The organism is uncultured Streptococcus sp. (assembly GCF_963525625.1).
Taxonomy (GTDB): Bacteria; Bacillota; Bacilli; order Lactobacillales; family Streptococcaceae; genus Streptococcus.
The window spans coordinates 22,684-38,905 of record NZ_CAURLD010000012.1 but is presented as its reverse complement, the minus strand read 5'-3'; the positions used below and the strand labels follow the sequence as shown (position 1 = coordinate 38,905).

General features: G+C 40.3%; 16 protein-coding genes. All 16 read right to left on the bottom strand.

Translation table 11 applies throughout. From position 1 onward, the window contains the following. Nucleotides 1-60: 60 nt before the first annotated feature. Complete coding sequence (locus tag RYK49_RS07820) at nt 61-744, bottom strand: rhomboid family intramembrane serine protease (protein WP_314831316.1); 684 nt, start codon at nt 742-744, stop codon at nt 61-63. Then, nucleotides 728-1,264 carry a 5-formyltetrahydrofolate cyclo-ligase gene (locus RYK49_RS07815; protein ID WP_314831317.1) on the bottom strand — a complete coding sequence of 179 codons (537 nt, stop codon included), beginning with the start codon at nt 1,262-1,264 and terminating at the stop codon, nt 728-730. The genes RYK49_RS07820 and RYK49_RS07815 overlap by 17 nt, the downstream gene beginning before the upstream one ends. A 20-nt stretch (nt 1,265-1,284) precedes the next feature. After that, entirely contained in the window at nt 1,285-2,418 is a 1,134-nt protein-coding gene (locus RYK49_RS07810) for an N-acetyldiaminopimelate deacetylase (protein ID WP_314831318.1), read from the bottom strand. A gap of 77 nt (nt 2,419-2,495) precedes the next feature. After that, the gene (gene dapD, locus RYK49_RS07805; protein WP_314865391.1) at nt 2,496-3,194 is read right to left on the bottom strand and encodes a 2,3,4,5-tetrahydropyridine-2,6-dicarboxylate N-acetyltransferase; all 699 of its coding nucleotides are present in this window, start codon (nt 3,192-3,194) and stop codon (nt 2,496-2,498) included. 453 nt (nt 3,195-3,647) lie between these two features. Further along, nucleotides 3,648-4,544: a hypothetical protein gene (locus RYK49_RS07800; RefSeq protein ID WP_004185210.1), complete on the bottom strand. Its 897-nt coding sequence runs from the start codon at nt 4,542-4,544 to the stop codon at nt 3,648-3,650. Nucleotides 4,545-4,770: 226 nt separating this feature from the next. Continuing rightward, on the bottom strand, nt 4,771-5,661 hold the full coding sequence (locus RYK49_RS07795; RefSeq protein WP_061592449.1) for a hypothetical protein: 891 nt from the start codon (nt 5,659-5,661) through the stop codon (nt 4,771-4,773). A gap of 72 nt (nt 5,662-5,733) precedes the next feature. Then, on the bottom strand, nt 5,734-6,717 hold the full coding sequence (locus RYK49_RS07790; protein WP_002920372.1) for a hypothetical protein: 984 nt from the start codon (nt 6,715-6,717) through the stop codon (nt 5,734-5,736). 72 nt (nt 6,718-6,789) lie between these two features. Next, entirely contained in the window at nt 6,790-8,088 is a 1,299-nt protein-coding gene (locus RYK49_RS07785) for a hypothetical protein (protein ID WP_061592448.1), read from the bottom strand. Between the two features lie 509 nt (nt 8,089-8,597). After that, the gene (locus RYK49_RS07780; protein WP_002902111.1) at nt 8,598-9,611 is read right to left on the bottom strand and encodes a hypothetical protein; all 1,014 of its coding nucleotides are present in this window, start codon (nt 9,609-9,611) and stop codon (nt 8,598-8,600) included. 30 nt (nt 9,612-9,641) lie between these two features. Next, a complete protein-coding gene (locus RYK49_RS07775) occupies nt 9,642-10,577 on the bottom strand; it encodes a hypothetical protein (protein ID WP_314865381.1) in 936 nt (311 codons plus the stop codon). A 79-nt stretch (nt 10,578-10,656) separates the two neighbouring features. Continuing rightward, nucleotides 10,657-11,514 carry a hypothetical protein gene (locus tag RYK49_RS07770; RefSeq protein ID WP_314865379.1) on the bottom strand — a complete coding sequence of 286 codons (858 nt, stop codon included), beginning with the start codon at nt 11,512-11,514 and terminating at the stop codon, nt 10,657-10,659. Nucleotides 11,515-11,837: 323 nt separating this feature from the next. After that, complete coding sequence (locus RYK49_RS07765) at nt 11,838-12,218, bottom strand: PTS glucitol/sorbitol transporter subunit IIA (protein WP_002902105.1); 381 nt, start codon at nt 12,216-12,218, stop codon at nt 11,838-11,840. A 98-nt stretch (nt 12,219-12,316) separates the two neighbouring features. Further along, nucleotides 12,317-13,297 carry a PTS glucitol/sorbitol transporter subunit IIB gene (locus tag RYK49_RS07760; protein ID WP_009660130.1) on the bottom strand — a complete coding sequence of 327 codons (981 nt, stop codon included), beginning with the start codon at nt 13,295-13,297 and terminating at the stop codon, nt 12,317-12,319. Nucleotides 13,298-13,313: 16 nt separating this feature from the next. Continuing rightward, nucleotides 13,314-13,856, bottom strand: coding sequence for a PTS glucitol/sorbitol transporter subunit IIC (locus tag RYK49_RS07755; protein ID WP_002902103.1), 543 nt, complete (start codon nt 13,854-13,856; stop codon nt 13,314-13,316). Next, the gene (locus RYK49_RS07750; protein WP_002902102.1) at nt 13,853-14,350 is read right to left on the bottom strand and encodes a transcriptional regulator GutM; all 498 of its coding nucleotides are present in this window, start codon (nt 14,348-14,350) and stop codon (nt 13,853-13,855) included. Before RYK49_RS07750 ends, RYK49_RS07755 begins: the two co-directional genes overlap by 4 nt. Continuing rightward, the gene (locus RYK49_RS07745) at nt 14,350-16,176 is read right to left on the bottom strand and encodes a PTS sugar transporter subunit IIA (RefSeq protein WP_002902101.1); all 1,827 of its coding nucleotides are present in this window, start codon (nt 16,174-16,176) and stop codon (nt 14,350-14,352) included. Before RYK49_RS07745 ends, RYK49_RS07750 begins: the two co-directional genes overlap by 1 nt. Nucleotides 16,177-16,222 lie beyond the last annotated feature (46 nt).

The window sequence follows — 16,222 nt, the reverse complement described above, 5'->3', positions numbered from 1 at the left end:
TAAAAAAGAGGTTGACAAACCTCTTTTTTGATATTTCATCAGTTATTTTCTAAAGACTCATTAAATCAAGGAATGATGAAAACCTAGAAAAATAAGAAGGGCAGCCAAGGCTAGATAGCCAAACAAGACCAGCCAGCGCTGAGCAGTTTTAAAGGCATTGCTTGAACCTTTGACAGGAAGAATGACCGCGCAAAGTATGCCACCAATCAAACCTCCCAAATGCCCAGCCAGGCTGATGCCAGGCATGAAGCTAAAGATGATATTGACCACAATCAAGGTCATATAAGACTGCCCCAGCTGCTGAATATAGCTGTCGCGAACGACATAGTGCAGGGTCACGATAGAGGCAAAAAGGCCAAACAAGGCTGTAGAGGCCCCTGCTGACAGAGTATCCGGACTGAAAAAGAAAACAAAGATATTTCCCATCAGGCCAGACATCATATAGAGCAGAAAGAAATTTCGCGATCCAAAAATATCTTCTGCCTGCCGTCCAATAAAATAAAGAGTAACAGCATTTACCACAAAGTGCTCCAAGCCAATATGCACAAAGATAGCAGAAAAGAGACGCCATATCTGAGCAGGATACATGATAATGGTTGGAGAAAAAACTGCTCCAAATTCAAAGACAGTTTGTGCTTCAGCATAAGAAAAACCACGTAAAATAAGCATACCCACAAAGACAAGTGTTGTCAAAATTAGCAAAATACTGGTCACAGGATATTTTTTATCATAGATGTAGTTCATAAGTCAACACTTCCTTTACTGCTATATCGTGATAATCGGGCTCAAAATCAGACTGTTGAAAACTATAGATGCTGCTGATAGACGCCCCAGCAAAATCAGCCAGATAGCGGTCATAATAGCCACCGCCGTAACCAATCCGAAAGCCTTGAGAATTGAAGACTACGCCTGGCACATGAATCAAATCAATTTCTGTCTTGTCCACAGCCTCTTCGCTCGTCGGCTCCATAAGGCCGAAAGAGCTCTTTTGCAGATGTCTTTCATCATAATCCACAAATATCATCCGACCCTGGCCATAGGTTTTGGGCACTAAAACCCTCTTGCCATCCAACTGAGCCTGCTTAATAAAGGATGCAGTAGAGACTTCATGCGGCATTGAAAGATAAGTAGCCATAACCTGAGCTTCTTGATAAGCTGCTGAACTAAGCAAGCGCTGGGTCAGCCAGCTATCTGCCTGCTCTTTTTCTTTTCCTGACAGTTTCTTCATCTGGTTCAGTACAGTTTGTCTTAGCTCTTTTTTCATGCAGCTCGTCCACCTTTTTCTTATCTTTCGTTGATTTTATAATCTAGGAATTTCCCAATCTTTTCAATAGCAAAGGGCAGTGCGGCCTCATCCGGTGTCATCTTGGGATGATGGAGGGCATAGGGACTGTCCACTCCCAGCCAGAACATGACGCCCTTGACCTTACTGAGCAGATAACCGAAATCCTCACCTGTCATAGCCGGCGCAATATCAATCAACTGCACTCCTTCTTCCTTCTGGAAAAAGTCCATCAATTCGTCTGCCAGACCAGGATGATTTTCCACAGGTAGGTAACCACCTTGTTTAAGCTCCAAGTCCAATTCCAGACCGAAACTTTGGGCTAGGCCCTCTGCTATTTCCCGTAAGCGCTTCTGAGTCAAGAGGTTCATCTCCTGAGTCAAGGTCCGAATGGTGCCATGCAAAAAGGCCCTTTCTGCGATGACATTGTTGGTCGTGCCAGCATGGAGAGAACCAAAGGTCACAACTGCTCCCTCGATGGGATCGACATTGCGACTGACAATGGTCTGCACCTGGGTGATAAAGTAGCTAGCCGCCACCAAAGCATCATTGGCTTCATGAGGAAAAGCCGCATGACCGCCCTTTCCCTTAAAAGTTAACTTGACTTCACAGGTACCAGCAAAGAGGGTTCCTCTGTTAGTGGCAATATCGCCGACCTTGAGGTCCGGTCGCACATGGAGACCGTAAAATTCATCTGGCAGCCAGTCGCCAAAAGCACCGTCTTCATACATGAGCATACCGCCAGCTTCATTTTCCTCTGCAGGCTGAAAGAGAAAGAGCAGATTGTGGGTAGGCTGAGCGCTCACAGCTTGTTCCAGCAGGCCTAGGGCAACCGTCATGTGCATATCGTGTCCGCAGGCATGCATCCGGCCTTCATGGGTACTGGCAAAGTCCAGTCCTGTATCCTCCACAATCGGAAGACCATCAATATCTGTCCGCCAGCCAATCGTCTTATCCGGTGAACTTCCCTTGATAAAGACCAAAATACCCGTCCGCCAAGTTCGGATTTCCACAAAGTCTAGACCTGCTGTCAGTCCATCAATGACCTGCATCAAGTAAGCATGGGTCTTGTATTCTTCCAGACCGATTTCTGGTATCTGGTGCAAATCACGGCGAATTTTCAGATAATCAAGCATTGTTTCTTTCCTTTAAAATCTTGTCAGACCAGTCAAAGTGTTGGGCCACACCCAATCAATTCAAATTTATGCTATTTTTAAAGAGTACGCAGAGCATCTTCCAGAGCTGTCTTCTGCTGGGTCTTCTCGTCAATGGTCTTGATAACTCGTGCCGGAACGCCAGCAACCACTACGTTTTCCGGAACATCCTGGGTCACAATCGCACCAGCTGCAACAACGGAACCACTGCCAATTTGTACACCTTCAATCACAACCGCATTGGCACCAATCAGCACATTGTCTCCAACCCGAACTGGCTCTGCGCTAGCTGGCTCAATGACTCCCGCCAGAACCGCACCGGCACCAATATGACTGTTTTTGCCAACAATTGCTCGGCCGCCCAGAATAGCACCCATATCAATCATGGTCCCGGCACCAATTTCTGCACCGATATTGATGACTGCCCCCATCATGATGACAGTATTGTCGCCAATTTCAACTTGGTCGCGAATAATAGCGCCCGGCTCAATGCGGGCATTGATGTCGCGCTTGTCCAAAAGCGGCACCGCAGAGTTGCGGGCATCCTGCTCTACGACATAGGTCTTATTTTCCTCTAAGTTCGCTAGGAGCGGCTTAATTTCTTCCCAGTCTCCAAAAAGAACATTGCCTAACTTCACAACAGACCAAGGGATGGATCCGTGCAATTCTCCATCAAAGGTCACCTTGACCGGAGTTTTTTTCTTGGCATCAGCGATAAATTTGATAATTTCTTGAGCGTTCATTTTAGTAGCAGACATAGCTTTACCTCTTTGTTCTTTCTATTTCTTCATTTAGAGAAAGATACACTCTCTCCTAGCCATCCAATATTTATCTATTATAACACAATTCAGAAGTTTAGTTTGAACTTTCTTAGAACGATATTATTCCCTATTCAGAGGATTGAATATTTTTTAAATGAAGTTTCCTATCTTTATCCTCCGCACAGTCCAAATGACAGTAGGTTCTATCTAACATAGACTCAGATTAATACTCCTTGATTCCTACTTTATAATAAGTATTTGGAAGCTCCAATGTTTTAGGGACTCCCTAGATACCCGATTGTGATAAGGCCCATTGCGATTGGTTCCATCTATTCCTTAGACTTTTACTTCCCCAATGCCTTTCTGATACTCTCATCAGGATTTTTTTAGTTCTATTTTCACCAGCCTCTTGATTTTTAAAGAAGATTCTGGCGTTTCTGGTCTATCTTCTCAGACAGTGCTAGTCAGCAAACTTTTTAGACGGTAAAGCCCATTCACTTCGTCAAAATACAAAGAAACAGTCATATTGTCTGTGGTTGAGTAACTTAGACTAATTGAATCAACTTGCCCCTTAACTGATTTAGAAGCATAAATAGTTTTAGGCATCCCCAGTTCTGCTATGGCCTGTTTTACTTCCACTCCTTCTTGCTTATCTTGAGGGATAAGAGTTCGGTAATCATCGACCGATTTCGTAACTGGCCCCCAAGCATTACGGAATAGTCTAACGTATACTAATGAGAGCTCTGTTCTACCCTCAACATCCCTAAACCTTAAGGTAATATCTCCTTTCTCTCCTATTAATTTATATGTCAGTTCAACTAATTGGCTGCCTTTCACGCTATTATCGATGCTACCGGAACTAGCTTTTCCATACTTCTCGACAACATCCTGTGGAAGCACATTAGGTTCTTTCATCGTTTTTACCATCTGTAGTATATCTTCTATTTGGAAGTCTATTTGTCGATTCTCTTCTATAAGGTCAGAATAATCTTCAGTCAGCTTCTTTATGTTATCTTCTGATTCATTCTGAACTGTACTAGTAGACTGCACTGATGACTGGTTTCGTACTTGCTTGGACCTTGGCCACATATATGATACAAGTATTGCAAAACAAGTAATTAGCACTAGACCTGTAGAAACTACTAACAAAGAGGCGTATCGAGACTGACCTAAACTTGATATAAGTTTAGGTTTTCGACTACCTGCCAACTTTTTTTGCTGTTTTTCTTTAGCTGTAGCCTCAAAAACTTCCCCCTGAGGACTGCTATCAGAGAACACACTAGTTGCTTGCTTGTTGAATCCTGGCTTCTTTGACCACTCCCGTTGAACTTTCCGCCCTCTTCCCATGCTCTTCTCCTTAAATAAACCAAATTCCTTTTTTCTAGCAATTATTTTTTCAAAACAAAGAATACCATCTGCCTACTTTTTCAAAATCTGACAAATACTATCCATTCAATTAAAATGAACCTTGGTCGCGCAATAGAGAATAGCTTCAGTTTTCCCCAATAATGAATACTCATAAGCGTCTCCGATTATTGCCTACCGATACTTTTCGCTCTCAAGGTATCTAACATCAGGTGATATGTTTTTCGTAAAGAAGATAGTCACCGGCCTGAGAAACGGTGAACCAGAGACTTACATATTTCCCATCCTCCAACTTATATAAAACATTCAGCTTTTGACCACTCTCGCCACCGGAATCAATTTCTATGTATTTTGATAAACCAAATTTTTCTAAAATTTCCTGATAGCTAGTTCCATCTTCGTTTTGAAACTCTTTACCAAGGACAAGATGTTCAAAATCTTCCTCTTTTAGATCTGTTCGGCTTTGAGCATGCTGCGAACTAGCAAGATTATAAGAATAAATACCTGACAATTGATATTCATTATTTATTTTTTCAAAGTAGAAAGACAAACGCTGCCGCGGTTCTTCTCGAGAATAGAAAAGACTCATGCGCCCAGCAGTCTGATTCAGGAAAGGAGCTAGATTACCTGACTGCGCTTTACCAAATTTCTTCACAATATCCTTGGGGCTTAGTCCAGACCCGCTTCGCTCATCAACATCACTTTTTTTCTGTAGTTGAAGCTGGCTAATATCCTCATAAGTCCAGTCAAAATGATCGTTCCCCTCATCCACATATTCATCCAATACTCTCTGAGGGGATAAGAAGTATTCAAGCTGTTTTACCAAATAAGGAACTGATAAAAGCAAGAAGATGGACAAGAAACCTACTGATGACCACAACACTTGTTTATTAACAAGCTTACGTCCAAGAATTCCTTTCCCGTCTCTCTCGACCTGAGTAGAGCTCTTGTTTTCCACCCTATTCTTCGCAAATTCTTGGTACTCTGCTTCAGTAATAGCTAGTTTCTGTTCTCCTTGAACTTTTCCTGCTCTCTTCTGACCCTGTTGAAATTTAGTTTGACGCTTCTGGCGCAGACTCTCCCAGTCTTTTCTTGGCATCCTTCTCTCCTTTATGAACCAACTATCATCCCCAAACAAATAATTCTAAACCATAGAATAAGAATCTTCTTATCAATAAACATACTTCCGAGTCAGTCGATAATCTCCTGTCTTTGATAAGGCAAAGTCTAAGTAAAGATAGCTTTTATTCGTCAGCTTATATTTGAGATAGACAATCGTTCTGTCTTTATAGTCTACAGACTTGTTGATAACTTGTGGCAAACCAAAACGCGACACCACATCTTGAATGTGGGCACCTTGTCCAAATTCGTCTGCTTTCAAGTCCTGGAAATCTGCTTCAGTCAGCGTTTCTGAGCCACTTGAGTAAAGCGAGCTGCTCAGTTGGTTACCACGAATTGTGCTCAGTCGGTACTTGCCGTCAATTTTTTTGAACAAAAGACTAGTTGTTTGTTGTCCACTCGATTCACTATAAAAAAGATAAAGTGTATCATCGCTACCGTTGTTACTCTCTCCTCCTGATGTTGCCTTCCCAAACCGTTCGATAATCTCCTCGGCAGTTGGGGCGTCTTGTCCACTTCCTTGCTGTTCAGATGAATAGACTTGAAGTGATAAGATATCATCAAATGTCCAAGCGAATCTTGCTGCTTTCTTATCAACATAAGCTGTGGCCTCTTGAGAGTCTTCGTCCTCAGGAACCTCCCATGAGCGAGACGAGGTTTCCGAAAAAGAGTAACTCTCACTTTCCTCACTAGAGGACCAACTAGATTGATAAGTATTGCGTTCCTGGCTTCTCCTATTTGAAGAAACATACCAAAAAATAGAAGCAAGCACCAATATCACTAAAAGAATTGACCCGCTTGTCCAGACCCACTTTAAATTTTTTCTCCTCTTCTCTACAAACTCCCCTTGCTTCCAATCAGTTTTTGTTTCGAGTTTCTTCTCTCCTGTTGGTAACTGTTGTGATTCTTCTTTCGTTTTATCAATATCAGGACTTATTTGAGGTTGTCGCTGCTCTTTTTTAGCTGACGCCGATTTACCTCCTGTAAATTTAGCCTTGTGCTGTTGTCTCAATGACTCTAAATCTCTTTTTTTCATCCATCCTCCTATTGTATTTTTTTAACTCTATGCTTTTAGCACCTTGAACAAAATTAGCTTCTACATCAAGCACTAAGTGTTTGTTTCTCCTGCTCCATCCTCTAAACCAGGATTTTTTTCTAATATATAACCTTGAGAATCAGAGACTCCAAAAGAAAGATGAACTATTTGGCCATCAGATAACTGATAACTAATAGACACTTTGCTAGAAGATATGTAATTTGTATAGATAGAAAGACTATCTGGCAATCCCAATTGACCGACAACTTCTTGGTAGGATTTCCCTTTCTCTATACCAGAAAAATCTTGACGAGTTAATTGAGAATTTCGATTTGGCAAACTATTGCTGCTAAGATGATGACTGAATAGAGAATCTAATTTAGGCGTTCCCACACTACCGTAACTAGAAAAAGAAATTGAAACCGAAGCATTTGATCCTGCATCAGGATAATCTAAATTCAGTGTTATTATTTGATTATCATAATTATGTTCTCTCCCTGATTTCGCTTTTCCTAACTTAGCAACCACTTCATCTGCTGTTAAACGAGAGGCAGTTCCTTTAAAATCCGCAAACAAAAGTGCGACATCATCATAAGTGATATGAAACTGATATTCTTCTCCAGCAATCAATTCTGAACGATTAGTAGAAGTTAAATCCCTTTCGCTGTTAGATGACGTTCCCCCCTGATAAATATCAAAAGAATCATTATAAATATTATTTGTTTTAGAGCTCGGATTGGAAACTAGCCCTACAGCTCCTAGTCCTATGAGTAACATGAAAAACGCCCACATAAGTTTCCAACCCATAGAACTATCAGATGAAGACTCCGAATTTTCCTTCCAAAAAGCCTCATTCTCTTCTTTTTTAGCGAGCTCCTCAGCACTAAATCTCGGACGAAGCTCATACTCTTCTGCTTCAGATACAAGTTCTGAGTCTGGACGACTAGTTTCATCCTTAAAATAGAGTGATTCTTTTTTCTTAGATTTCAAGGATTCTAAAGCAAAAATAAGGCGAGATAACTCTCTCCCCCTCAGGTGTAAGAAGTCATCTGACTCAGCCGTTGAAACTCGTTTAATCTCTGTTTCAGTTCTCAAACCGTCTGGAGTCTCTGAAACATCCTGATAGCTGAACTGAGCTCCACTATCTTTGTCGCTTACATTAATTACTGAGTTAGAGGAGGATTCATTGGACTCAATGTTTTCGACTGATTTTTTCTCAGTCATTTGTGATTGAGCTAAAGCCTGAGATTCCTCTTCTTCAGATTTTCTGGATGGGAATACAGAATGATTGACGTCCCTTCTTTTAGGCTGAACCTTGTTAAATTTTGATTCATGTTCCCGTCTTAAGGCTTCCAGATTTCTTTTTTCCATATATTCTCCCAATCATATTTTTTAAACTAATCAGCATTAGTAAGATAGCATTTTTCATTCATTTCGATAGAACTACTCGGAAAGACAGACACTAGCTTCTCTTTCTTCAATAAGCTAGAAATACCATATCTGTATCAATAACTTTTTTAAAACATCATTTACTCTTTAAAATATTTTACAACAAAAATAACTAATGTGAGACTTTGATGAATAGTCCTTTTAACTTCTCAGTTCACCCTTCCTCTAAACACTTTGAAAAGGCAATGTTTCGCTAAGACAGTCTTGTTCCAGTATATCATATTTTGAACAGGTTTAGCTCTAAATCTACAAGGAAAAAGGCACGAACTCTCGTCCGTGCCCAACAAAGCAATTCCAAACTTATATACCAACGATATTATTTAATTCTTTCGTTCAAAATGTTCCCGCTGTTAGCATCAATGGTCATTTTGATCTTTTGCGTACCGTTCAGAGTTTCCAGCTTATGAGACAAGAACTCCTATTCATTTATTCTATTTAGAAAGATTACTCAATAGGTACTGTCCATTTTCCTGACGGATAAAAGTCAAAGTTATCTCCTTATTTGAAGATGTTTCATAGTTTACAAGCATCTTCGGCTCTGATTCACCATCCCCATAAACTGAGATATGTTGATATTCTGGGTATTCCTTGATCACTTCTTTAAAGGAAGAACCGCCCTCGCCTGTTTCCGCATCACCCGTCTTTAAGTTCTCTGTAATCTGGCCAGATACCTTTTTATCATAGTCGTCACTACCGGGCATAATACTCATACCCTGAAGATGGTAGCTGCCATCCTCGTGTTTCATAAAGGTCAGAGTGGTATAACTAGAGTCAGGTAACCAAGACAATGAGAGCCCTTCTTCTTGAAACGTCACACTGCTGGCCAAGCCAAAATCTTTGACTACTTGTTCAGGGGTCAATCCTTCATCATCCGCACTAACAATGCTCAGCTTTTCAAGGTCTTTCACTTCCCATTCATACACATCCTCTTTTGACGGAGCCACAAAAGAAGCAACATCGCTTTGATGTCCCTTTCGAGACAGACTTGGCACACTTCCACCACCCATAAAATCATTTAGGAAATAGCTGCCAAGACCTCCTAACAATAGTCCCGCTGCCAGACCTATTCCTAAAAATCCTATCAGCTTGCCCGTACTATTTTTCTTTGGCTCTGGACTTGGCTGGCCAGCGAAGTTTGCAGCTTGCTGTGGTCCGGCAAAGTTCTGACCAGCTGGATTAAATCCCTGAGGAATTGCTCCTTGAAAAGCGGGATTTCCCCAATTATCCTGCTGAGGCATCTGTTGTTGAGGAGCATCAAAAATGGGTTGCTGAACACCAAAATCTTGATTAGGATTCGGCATCTCAGGACTGCCTCCTTCTGCTGGAAGAGGCTGCCCCTCTACTGAGTTAGCTACAAATTGTCCTGGATCTGATGACGGGACTTGCTGTGGATACGGAGCTAATCCTTCTAAAGATTGTTCCTGCGGTTTATTTTGTTCTGACATCGTTTCTCCTTTTATTATTTGAGTTCTGTTTTATTTGTTGGCAGTAATGGACAAAAGATAGTTTCCGTCCTCCTGCTGAACGAAGAACAACCTATAAGTACCATCATTAGGAGCGTCATAAGCCGCCTCCATAATGGTTTGACTAGTATCCTCACTGAAATCTTCATCTACACGAATAGAGATACTTCGCGGACTGCCATATTCCTTAAAAACTTCCTTATAGGAAATGCCGTCCTTACCAGTCTTTGCATCGCCTTTTTTCAGTTTTTCAAAGTAATCAGCGGCCATGGCTTCGTCCTTAGCATTATGATTGCTTCCTTCAAAGCGAATATTATAGATATGAAGGCTATTCAGATAGAAACCATCTTTTTTCTTCTCAAAATCCAGAGAAGCAGTTTGATCTGTATAATAAACTGGCCAGTCCTCCTCATCATCAGAATCTTGAAGCGTTCCCCACTCTAAATCAAGGCTGTCATGAGAGATTTCTTCTTTTAAAGCCTTGCCATATTTATCAAGAATATCTTCCACAGAAGTACCATTCGTATCTGTCTGAATAGTATTGAACCGTAACTCTGACAAACTATCAATATCCCACTTGAACTCAGTAGTATCAGGGTCAATGTACTGATCTGATTGATCTCTCTTTGATTCCCCAGCATCTGCCAAAGGATGGAGCACAGGATATTCCCCTTTGATGACATCCGCTACTCCCATTCTAAATCCCCAGATTCCCCCTCCGATTAGTCCAAGACCAAGAGAAAGCAAGGCTCCGCCTATCAGGATTCCTTTCCAGGATTTATTCTTGGTCAAATGCGGAGTTGGTCCCTGCGGACTTGAAACATGGCCTTGCTGAGGTTGAAAATGATGCGGGAATTCCTCTTGCGACTGAGCATTCCTTGAAGGCTCAAAAGAATGCTGTGTTTGCTGTTCTGTCAATCTTCTTTCCTCTTTCTTGTTTATTTCCAATAGTCTTATCAGTTCTCTTTTAATAACGAAATGCTTTGAAAGCAGTCAGTTACAAAAGATAAACTAAATAACTAAAAACTTACATTTCCTCTGACTTTATATATAAGAAATTTCCATCTGGCTGGCCTACAAACAATAGGTATTCATAACCATCTTCTGTTTTATAAGTCACCTCAGCAATCAGACGGTTGGAGATAATCTTATTATCCACATCACGTTCGGTTGTGATGACAATTTCTGACGGAACAGGATGCTTCTTCAGGACCTCTGATAAAGCTGTTCCTCCTTCACCCGTTTCCTTGTCTCCTTCTTTCAAACGTTCAAGGTCTTTGGGAGATAATACGCTCCAATCTGTCGTTTCCTTCCCTTTTCTATATTCTTTAAAAGAATCTCCAACTACCACTTGTCTCAGATAGTAGTTCTGGTCAACTTTATCAAATTGAAAAGAAATATTTTGCTCCTTATCCCTGACAGAAGGGCCCCATCGGAGTAACAGACGATTACGATCATATTCTGCTGAACTAGCCAAGCCATAAGTTTCAACGATTTGATCAGCCGTCAGGCCTAATCCCTCATCATTTGTATAGCTCAACCGTCCCAAGTCTTTCAAAGTCCAATTAAACTGAACCGACTGCCCGTCTGTAGTAAAGCTGTAACTCTTGTCTTTAGCTTCTTCCTGAGCCTTACTCAGACGCTTAATCCTTTGTATATCCTTATTTGTCTGCGCCTGCTTGCCGATAAAATAAGCTGAACCGCTACCAATCAAAAGACCAATTATAAGAGCAAAAACTGAAAGTCCTATGACTTTTCCGATATTGCCTTTCTTATCAGGTAATTCTTGCGACTGAAGCTGCTGGAAATTCCCTTGCATTGGCTGGCTAGTTTGATTTTCTTGCCAAGCCCCTTGCACTTGACCTTGTCCATCTTTATCTGACATGGTTTTCTCCTTATAAATTTTGTTGATTTGTCATATTGCGAAAATATTGAAAAATAATGACAAATTTTACAATATTATAACATAAATTATTCTTCCAATCAAAAAGGGAGTGGGAAAGAACTTCAAACAAGTTAAAAAGTTCGTCTTCCCACCCCCGCACAGTTGATCAGGCAATCTTTGGGGCTTAAAAAGCGAAGGAAGATGCCAATCAACCACTGCGTCATCTATTTTTTCTAATTTAGACCCAAAAGCCTGGACTTTTTGCCCAGGCTCTGAATCAAGTTTTTAGACTCTTATTTTTCTAGTATTCTTATTTAGATATTTTATCCTACTTGAGCTACTTCAAAAATCTGAATGGTAGAGCCTTTTTCAATTACTACTGCTTGGTCTGCTGCGACATGGAGTGTACCAGGAAGACTCCCCTCTTTTGAACCATCAAAAGAAATCGTGATATGGCCCAGTCCAGTTAAATTTTTTTCTACTACATTTCCCACAGAACTAATTGAATATTCCTGATTATCTACCACCAGCTTGCCGCCTTCTAGTATTGAACCTAGCAGATTTTTGTTATCAATCTTAAAACAATACTCTGCTAAATCTTCCGGTGCTTCTTCTCCAAATAAAATGAGCATATTGGCATCTTGAATCATATTCTGAGCTTCAGGTCCCACTTGAATTACTTTAGCTTCAAAAATTTTCTTCATCTAATTCCTATTTATCCTTTCTCTAATTTGTCTTAAACTTATGCTTATAGATAAGTTTAACATAATAGTTGCTTTGTTTACGTGCATCTATCAAAGGTCTATTGATAAAGACCAATACTAGCTATCCAAGCTACTAGCACCCGCGGAACACCATTGAGAAAGCGTGAATAAAGCACAGAAGGGACACCAACCTCAACTGTTTCAGACTTGGCTTCAGATAGACCGAGTGCTACAGGAATGAAATCACAACCGTTTTGAGTGTTGATAGCAAATATAGCTGGCAGAGCCATTTGGGGCGGAATATTCCCTTTTCCGATTTCGACTCCAATTAAGGTTCCGATAATCTGACTGATAACAGCTCCGGGGCCTAACAAAGGAGATAGGAATGGCAAGGAACAGATAAAGCCAATCAAAATGAGTCCCCAGATGTTCCCCGCTAGGGGAACCATTAATTTTGCCAGCCAATTTCCAACACCTGAACCTTGAATAACCCCAATCAGCAAGGAAACAAAGGCCATGAAAGGAATGATTGTGTTGAGCATTGTTTGGATGGCTTCACGAGCTGCCTGGTTGAAAGTCGCAACGACCTTCCCAGCGCCCATCCCAATTCTTGCTACAATACTTGTTTCAGCTTTTTGCTCTGTAATTTTTTTACTAGTATCGTAAGTTGGCTTTTCTGTTACCACAGTTGTCGCTTTTTCGTCTTCATTAGCAGCAGAAATTTGATTAAGGCCAACTGCTGACACATAGATTTCCTCGGTGATATATTGTGCTAGAGGGCCACTTTTCCCTGTAGCGACAATATTGATTGTAGGGATCCCCTTTTTAGGATAAATACCGCAGCGAAGAGTACCGCCGCAATCCACGATTGCTAAAGCAATTTCCTCATCAGGGATAGAAGTTTTAAACCCATTAACAGCTTCCATACCGGTCAAATCAGCAATTTTATCTACAATATCTGGCTTTTCTCCGCCGCCAGTGATATAGATAAATTTATGCTTAGCCTCACTAGGGGTAATGACCAAAGGTCCTCCGAAACCGCCATTTCCTTTAACAACTTTTATACTCTTATATGACATAATTTCACTCTTTCTATCAATCAAATGTTTTACTCAAGGTAACACCTTGCTGTTTTGCTACATAAGCAGTTGTAAAATCGGTTACCCAACCGCCTACAAAGTTCATGACAAGCCCAACAAGCATGTAACGAATGGCTAAGTCCATTTGACTTAAACCTAAAGTTTGAATTCCTGTTGCAATTCCCATCCATACAAACAATTCCCCAGGATTGATATGCGGGAATACCCCGTTTGAAGTATGGCAGAACTGCATCTGAGCTGCTACAAAACTAGGTTTATAATATTCTGGCAAGAAGCGTCCCATACTGATCGCCATCGGATTCCCCAGCATAAAGGCTGAAATGAAAGGTAAAATCATATAACGGCTAACAGGATTTTTGGCAGAAATCTTAGCCAAGGAATTGACCTTTTCTTCTCCCAAGAAAGCGATAAGGGTATTCATTGCAATCAATAGCATTAAGACAAGCGGTACAATATTTGTCATCCAGCTAATAAAGGTTTCTCCACCTAATTGGAAGAGTTTCATAAAACTCTCTGCAAATTTTGTAATGTGATTCATAAGGAACTCCTTTTCTTATTTTTTTTAAATAACTGTTTAATAGATAATTGTAAGTAATTCGTATAAAAGCCGAATCCCAGAAAAGAATCAGAAGAACTTGTCTCTTTCTCAATACCTGCCTCATGCCAAAGATAGACTTTTCTAGCATCTTCTATGACTGATTGCATCAACTTATTTTCTTTTCTCACAAGAGGATTATACTTGTCAAAATAATGGATGTCTTCTCCGACATAATCATCCATATTTTGAAAACGCGCTAAGATTGTTACTCCTTGCATTTTGCTAGCTTTAAGAACCCGACCGTTTTCATCAACCGCGAACATGACAATCGTACCGGATTTTATTCTTCCGGACTTCCTGCCAATCGCTACGCGCCCCAGTTTTCGGAGCATCGTATAGGTCTTATTGAAGTCTTTGAGTTGCTGCCAGCCGAGGAACATTTGAAATATATAAGCTGCCATGACAAACACAGCGAAAATTATTAGCGAATTCATTAAAATACTCCTTTGCTCTTAGAAAATGATAGAAACTCTGTCTCTGTTTCTACAGCCCTCAATGCTTCTTTTAGAGAAGGCTCTCCTGCAATTCGAAAAATATCGTCATACAATTCCAGCAATTCACTTTCCATTTTTCTTTCAATTTCTGAGGGTATGGCGACTAGAAAGATAAATTCAATCCATTCATCTCCTTTTTGATAAGGCTCTTCTAGTTTTCCGAACATTAAAATAGTCTTTGCATAACCCTGGTTAATTGTATGGGGGAAGGCAATTCCTCCACCAAAAATGGTTGATTGCTTTTTCTCCCTATCAATTATCCGATTTCTAAAACCTTCATCAATCATCTGAAGTTTCTCTAACTCTGCAACCATATTTAGCAAGTATTGCTGATAGGTTTTTTGGGGGCTCAACCGAAGAAAACGTAAGCTGACTGTTTCTAGATTTTTTTGATGAAAAGCATTGGCCCTCTGCCATTCTTCCTGCAGCCATTGATCATCAAAAAGATGATTAACTTGAATGACTGGAGATTTAGAATCTTTATATTTTAGAGGAACTGTCGTAAAAATCGCGAAATAGTCCTGATTCAAATCCACATTAAAATCCTCTTCAGAATACTGAGTAATGTCTACATCATTTCCAAGGACTCGTCTGAGTTGCTGAATAATCATCGTAGCAGTTCCTCTTCCTGTTGTGCAAACTACAGCTATCTGCTTGCGAGAACCCTTTACAGCAGAATTTTGCTTTCTTAAAATCATTTCAAAATACAAAGCCAGATATCCGATTTCAGATAATTCCAATTCAGAACCAAAAATTGCAGATAGTTCTTCTCCAGCTATTTTTGCCATTTCAAAAGCAAAAGGATATTGAGTTTGAACCTCGCCATGAAATATATCATTAGCTTGCACATGGAAAATCAGTCGATTGATTAAGGGGCCTAGATGAGATTTGATTTCTTCAAATAATTCTTCATCATCAAAGTGAACCAACATTGTTTCTTTGACTTTCTTGACAATCCCTTGAAAAATCTTTGCAAGCTGTTCAGATTGATAAGATGTCTTGCTTAAAGTGTCAATAAAACGGACATTAAACGGAAAACACAAAAAGTCTATCTCAAACTGACTGAGGGAAATCTTATAAGTCATTTCAATATGATAGATTAATTTCTCAGCTAAAGGTGTCTCTGTTAAATCATTCCTATAGTAAGGAATAGGACAATTCAACACTCTAGATGTATGAATACGCTCCACCATAATTGAAATGGTCTTTCGAAGGAGTTCCTGTGTTTCTTTAGGGATTTTATAGTCCTGGACTAGCGTCTCCAGAAAAGAAGATGTTGCCTCAGTGAGTGTCCTTCCTTCAAAGTAAGGAGCCACTTGGTGAATATAGAGCAAGCGCAAATTCAGCTCGCTCCCCAAGACCTCCAGCCCACGGTTGGGCTTTCCTGAAATAGTGATAGAGTAACTCTCTGCCAAAGATTTTACTTGTTTTAAATCCTTATTAAGGGTACTTCTACTAACACCTACTTCCTCAGCCAAGTCGTCAATAAGAAGAGGGGAGGTTGACTCAATTAAACGTTTTAGCAAATAGGCAATTCTTTTACTGGAAGAATTGAAGTCACTCTCCTGTTTTAAACTACCAGATAAAATCCTTTCCAACTCTGTATAGTCATACACTTCTAACATTAACTGATCATCTTGTGCGATAATCTGGATATTAGGAGCCAAAACATCATTTAATTGTTGGATACTCTTTTGCAAGGTTTGCAAGCTAATATCCAGTTCTGAGCGCATATCTACCAAGGAATAAGTTGGCTGCGAGACCATTTTATCTAAAATATTATACCACCGATTTACTAAGGTCAACTCTCTT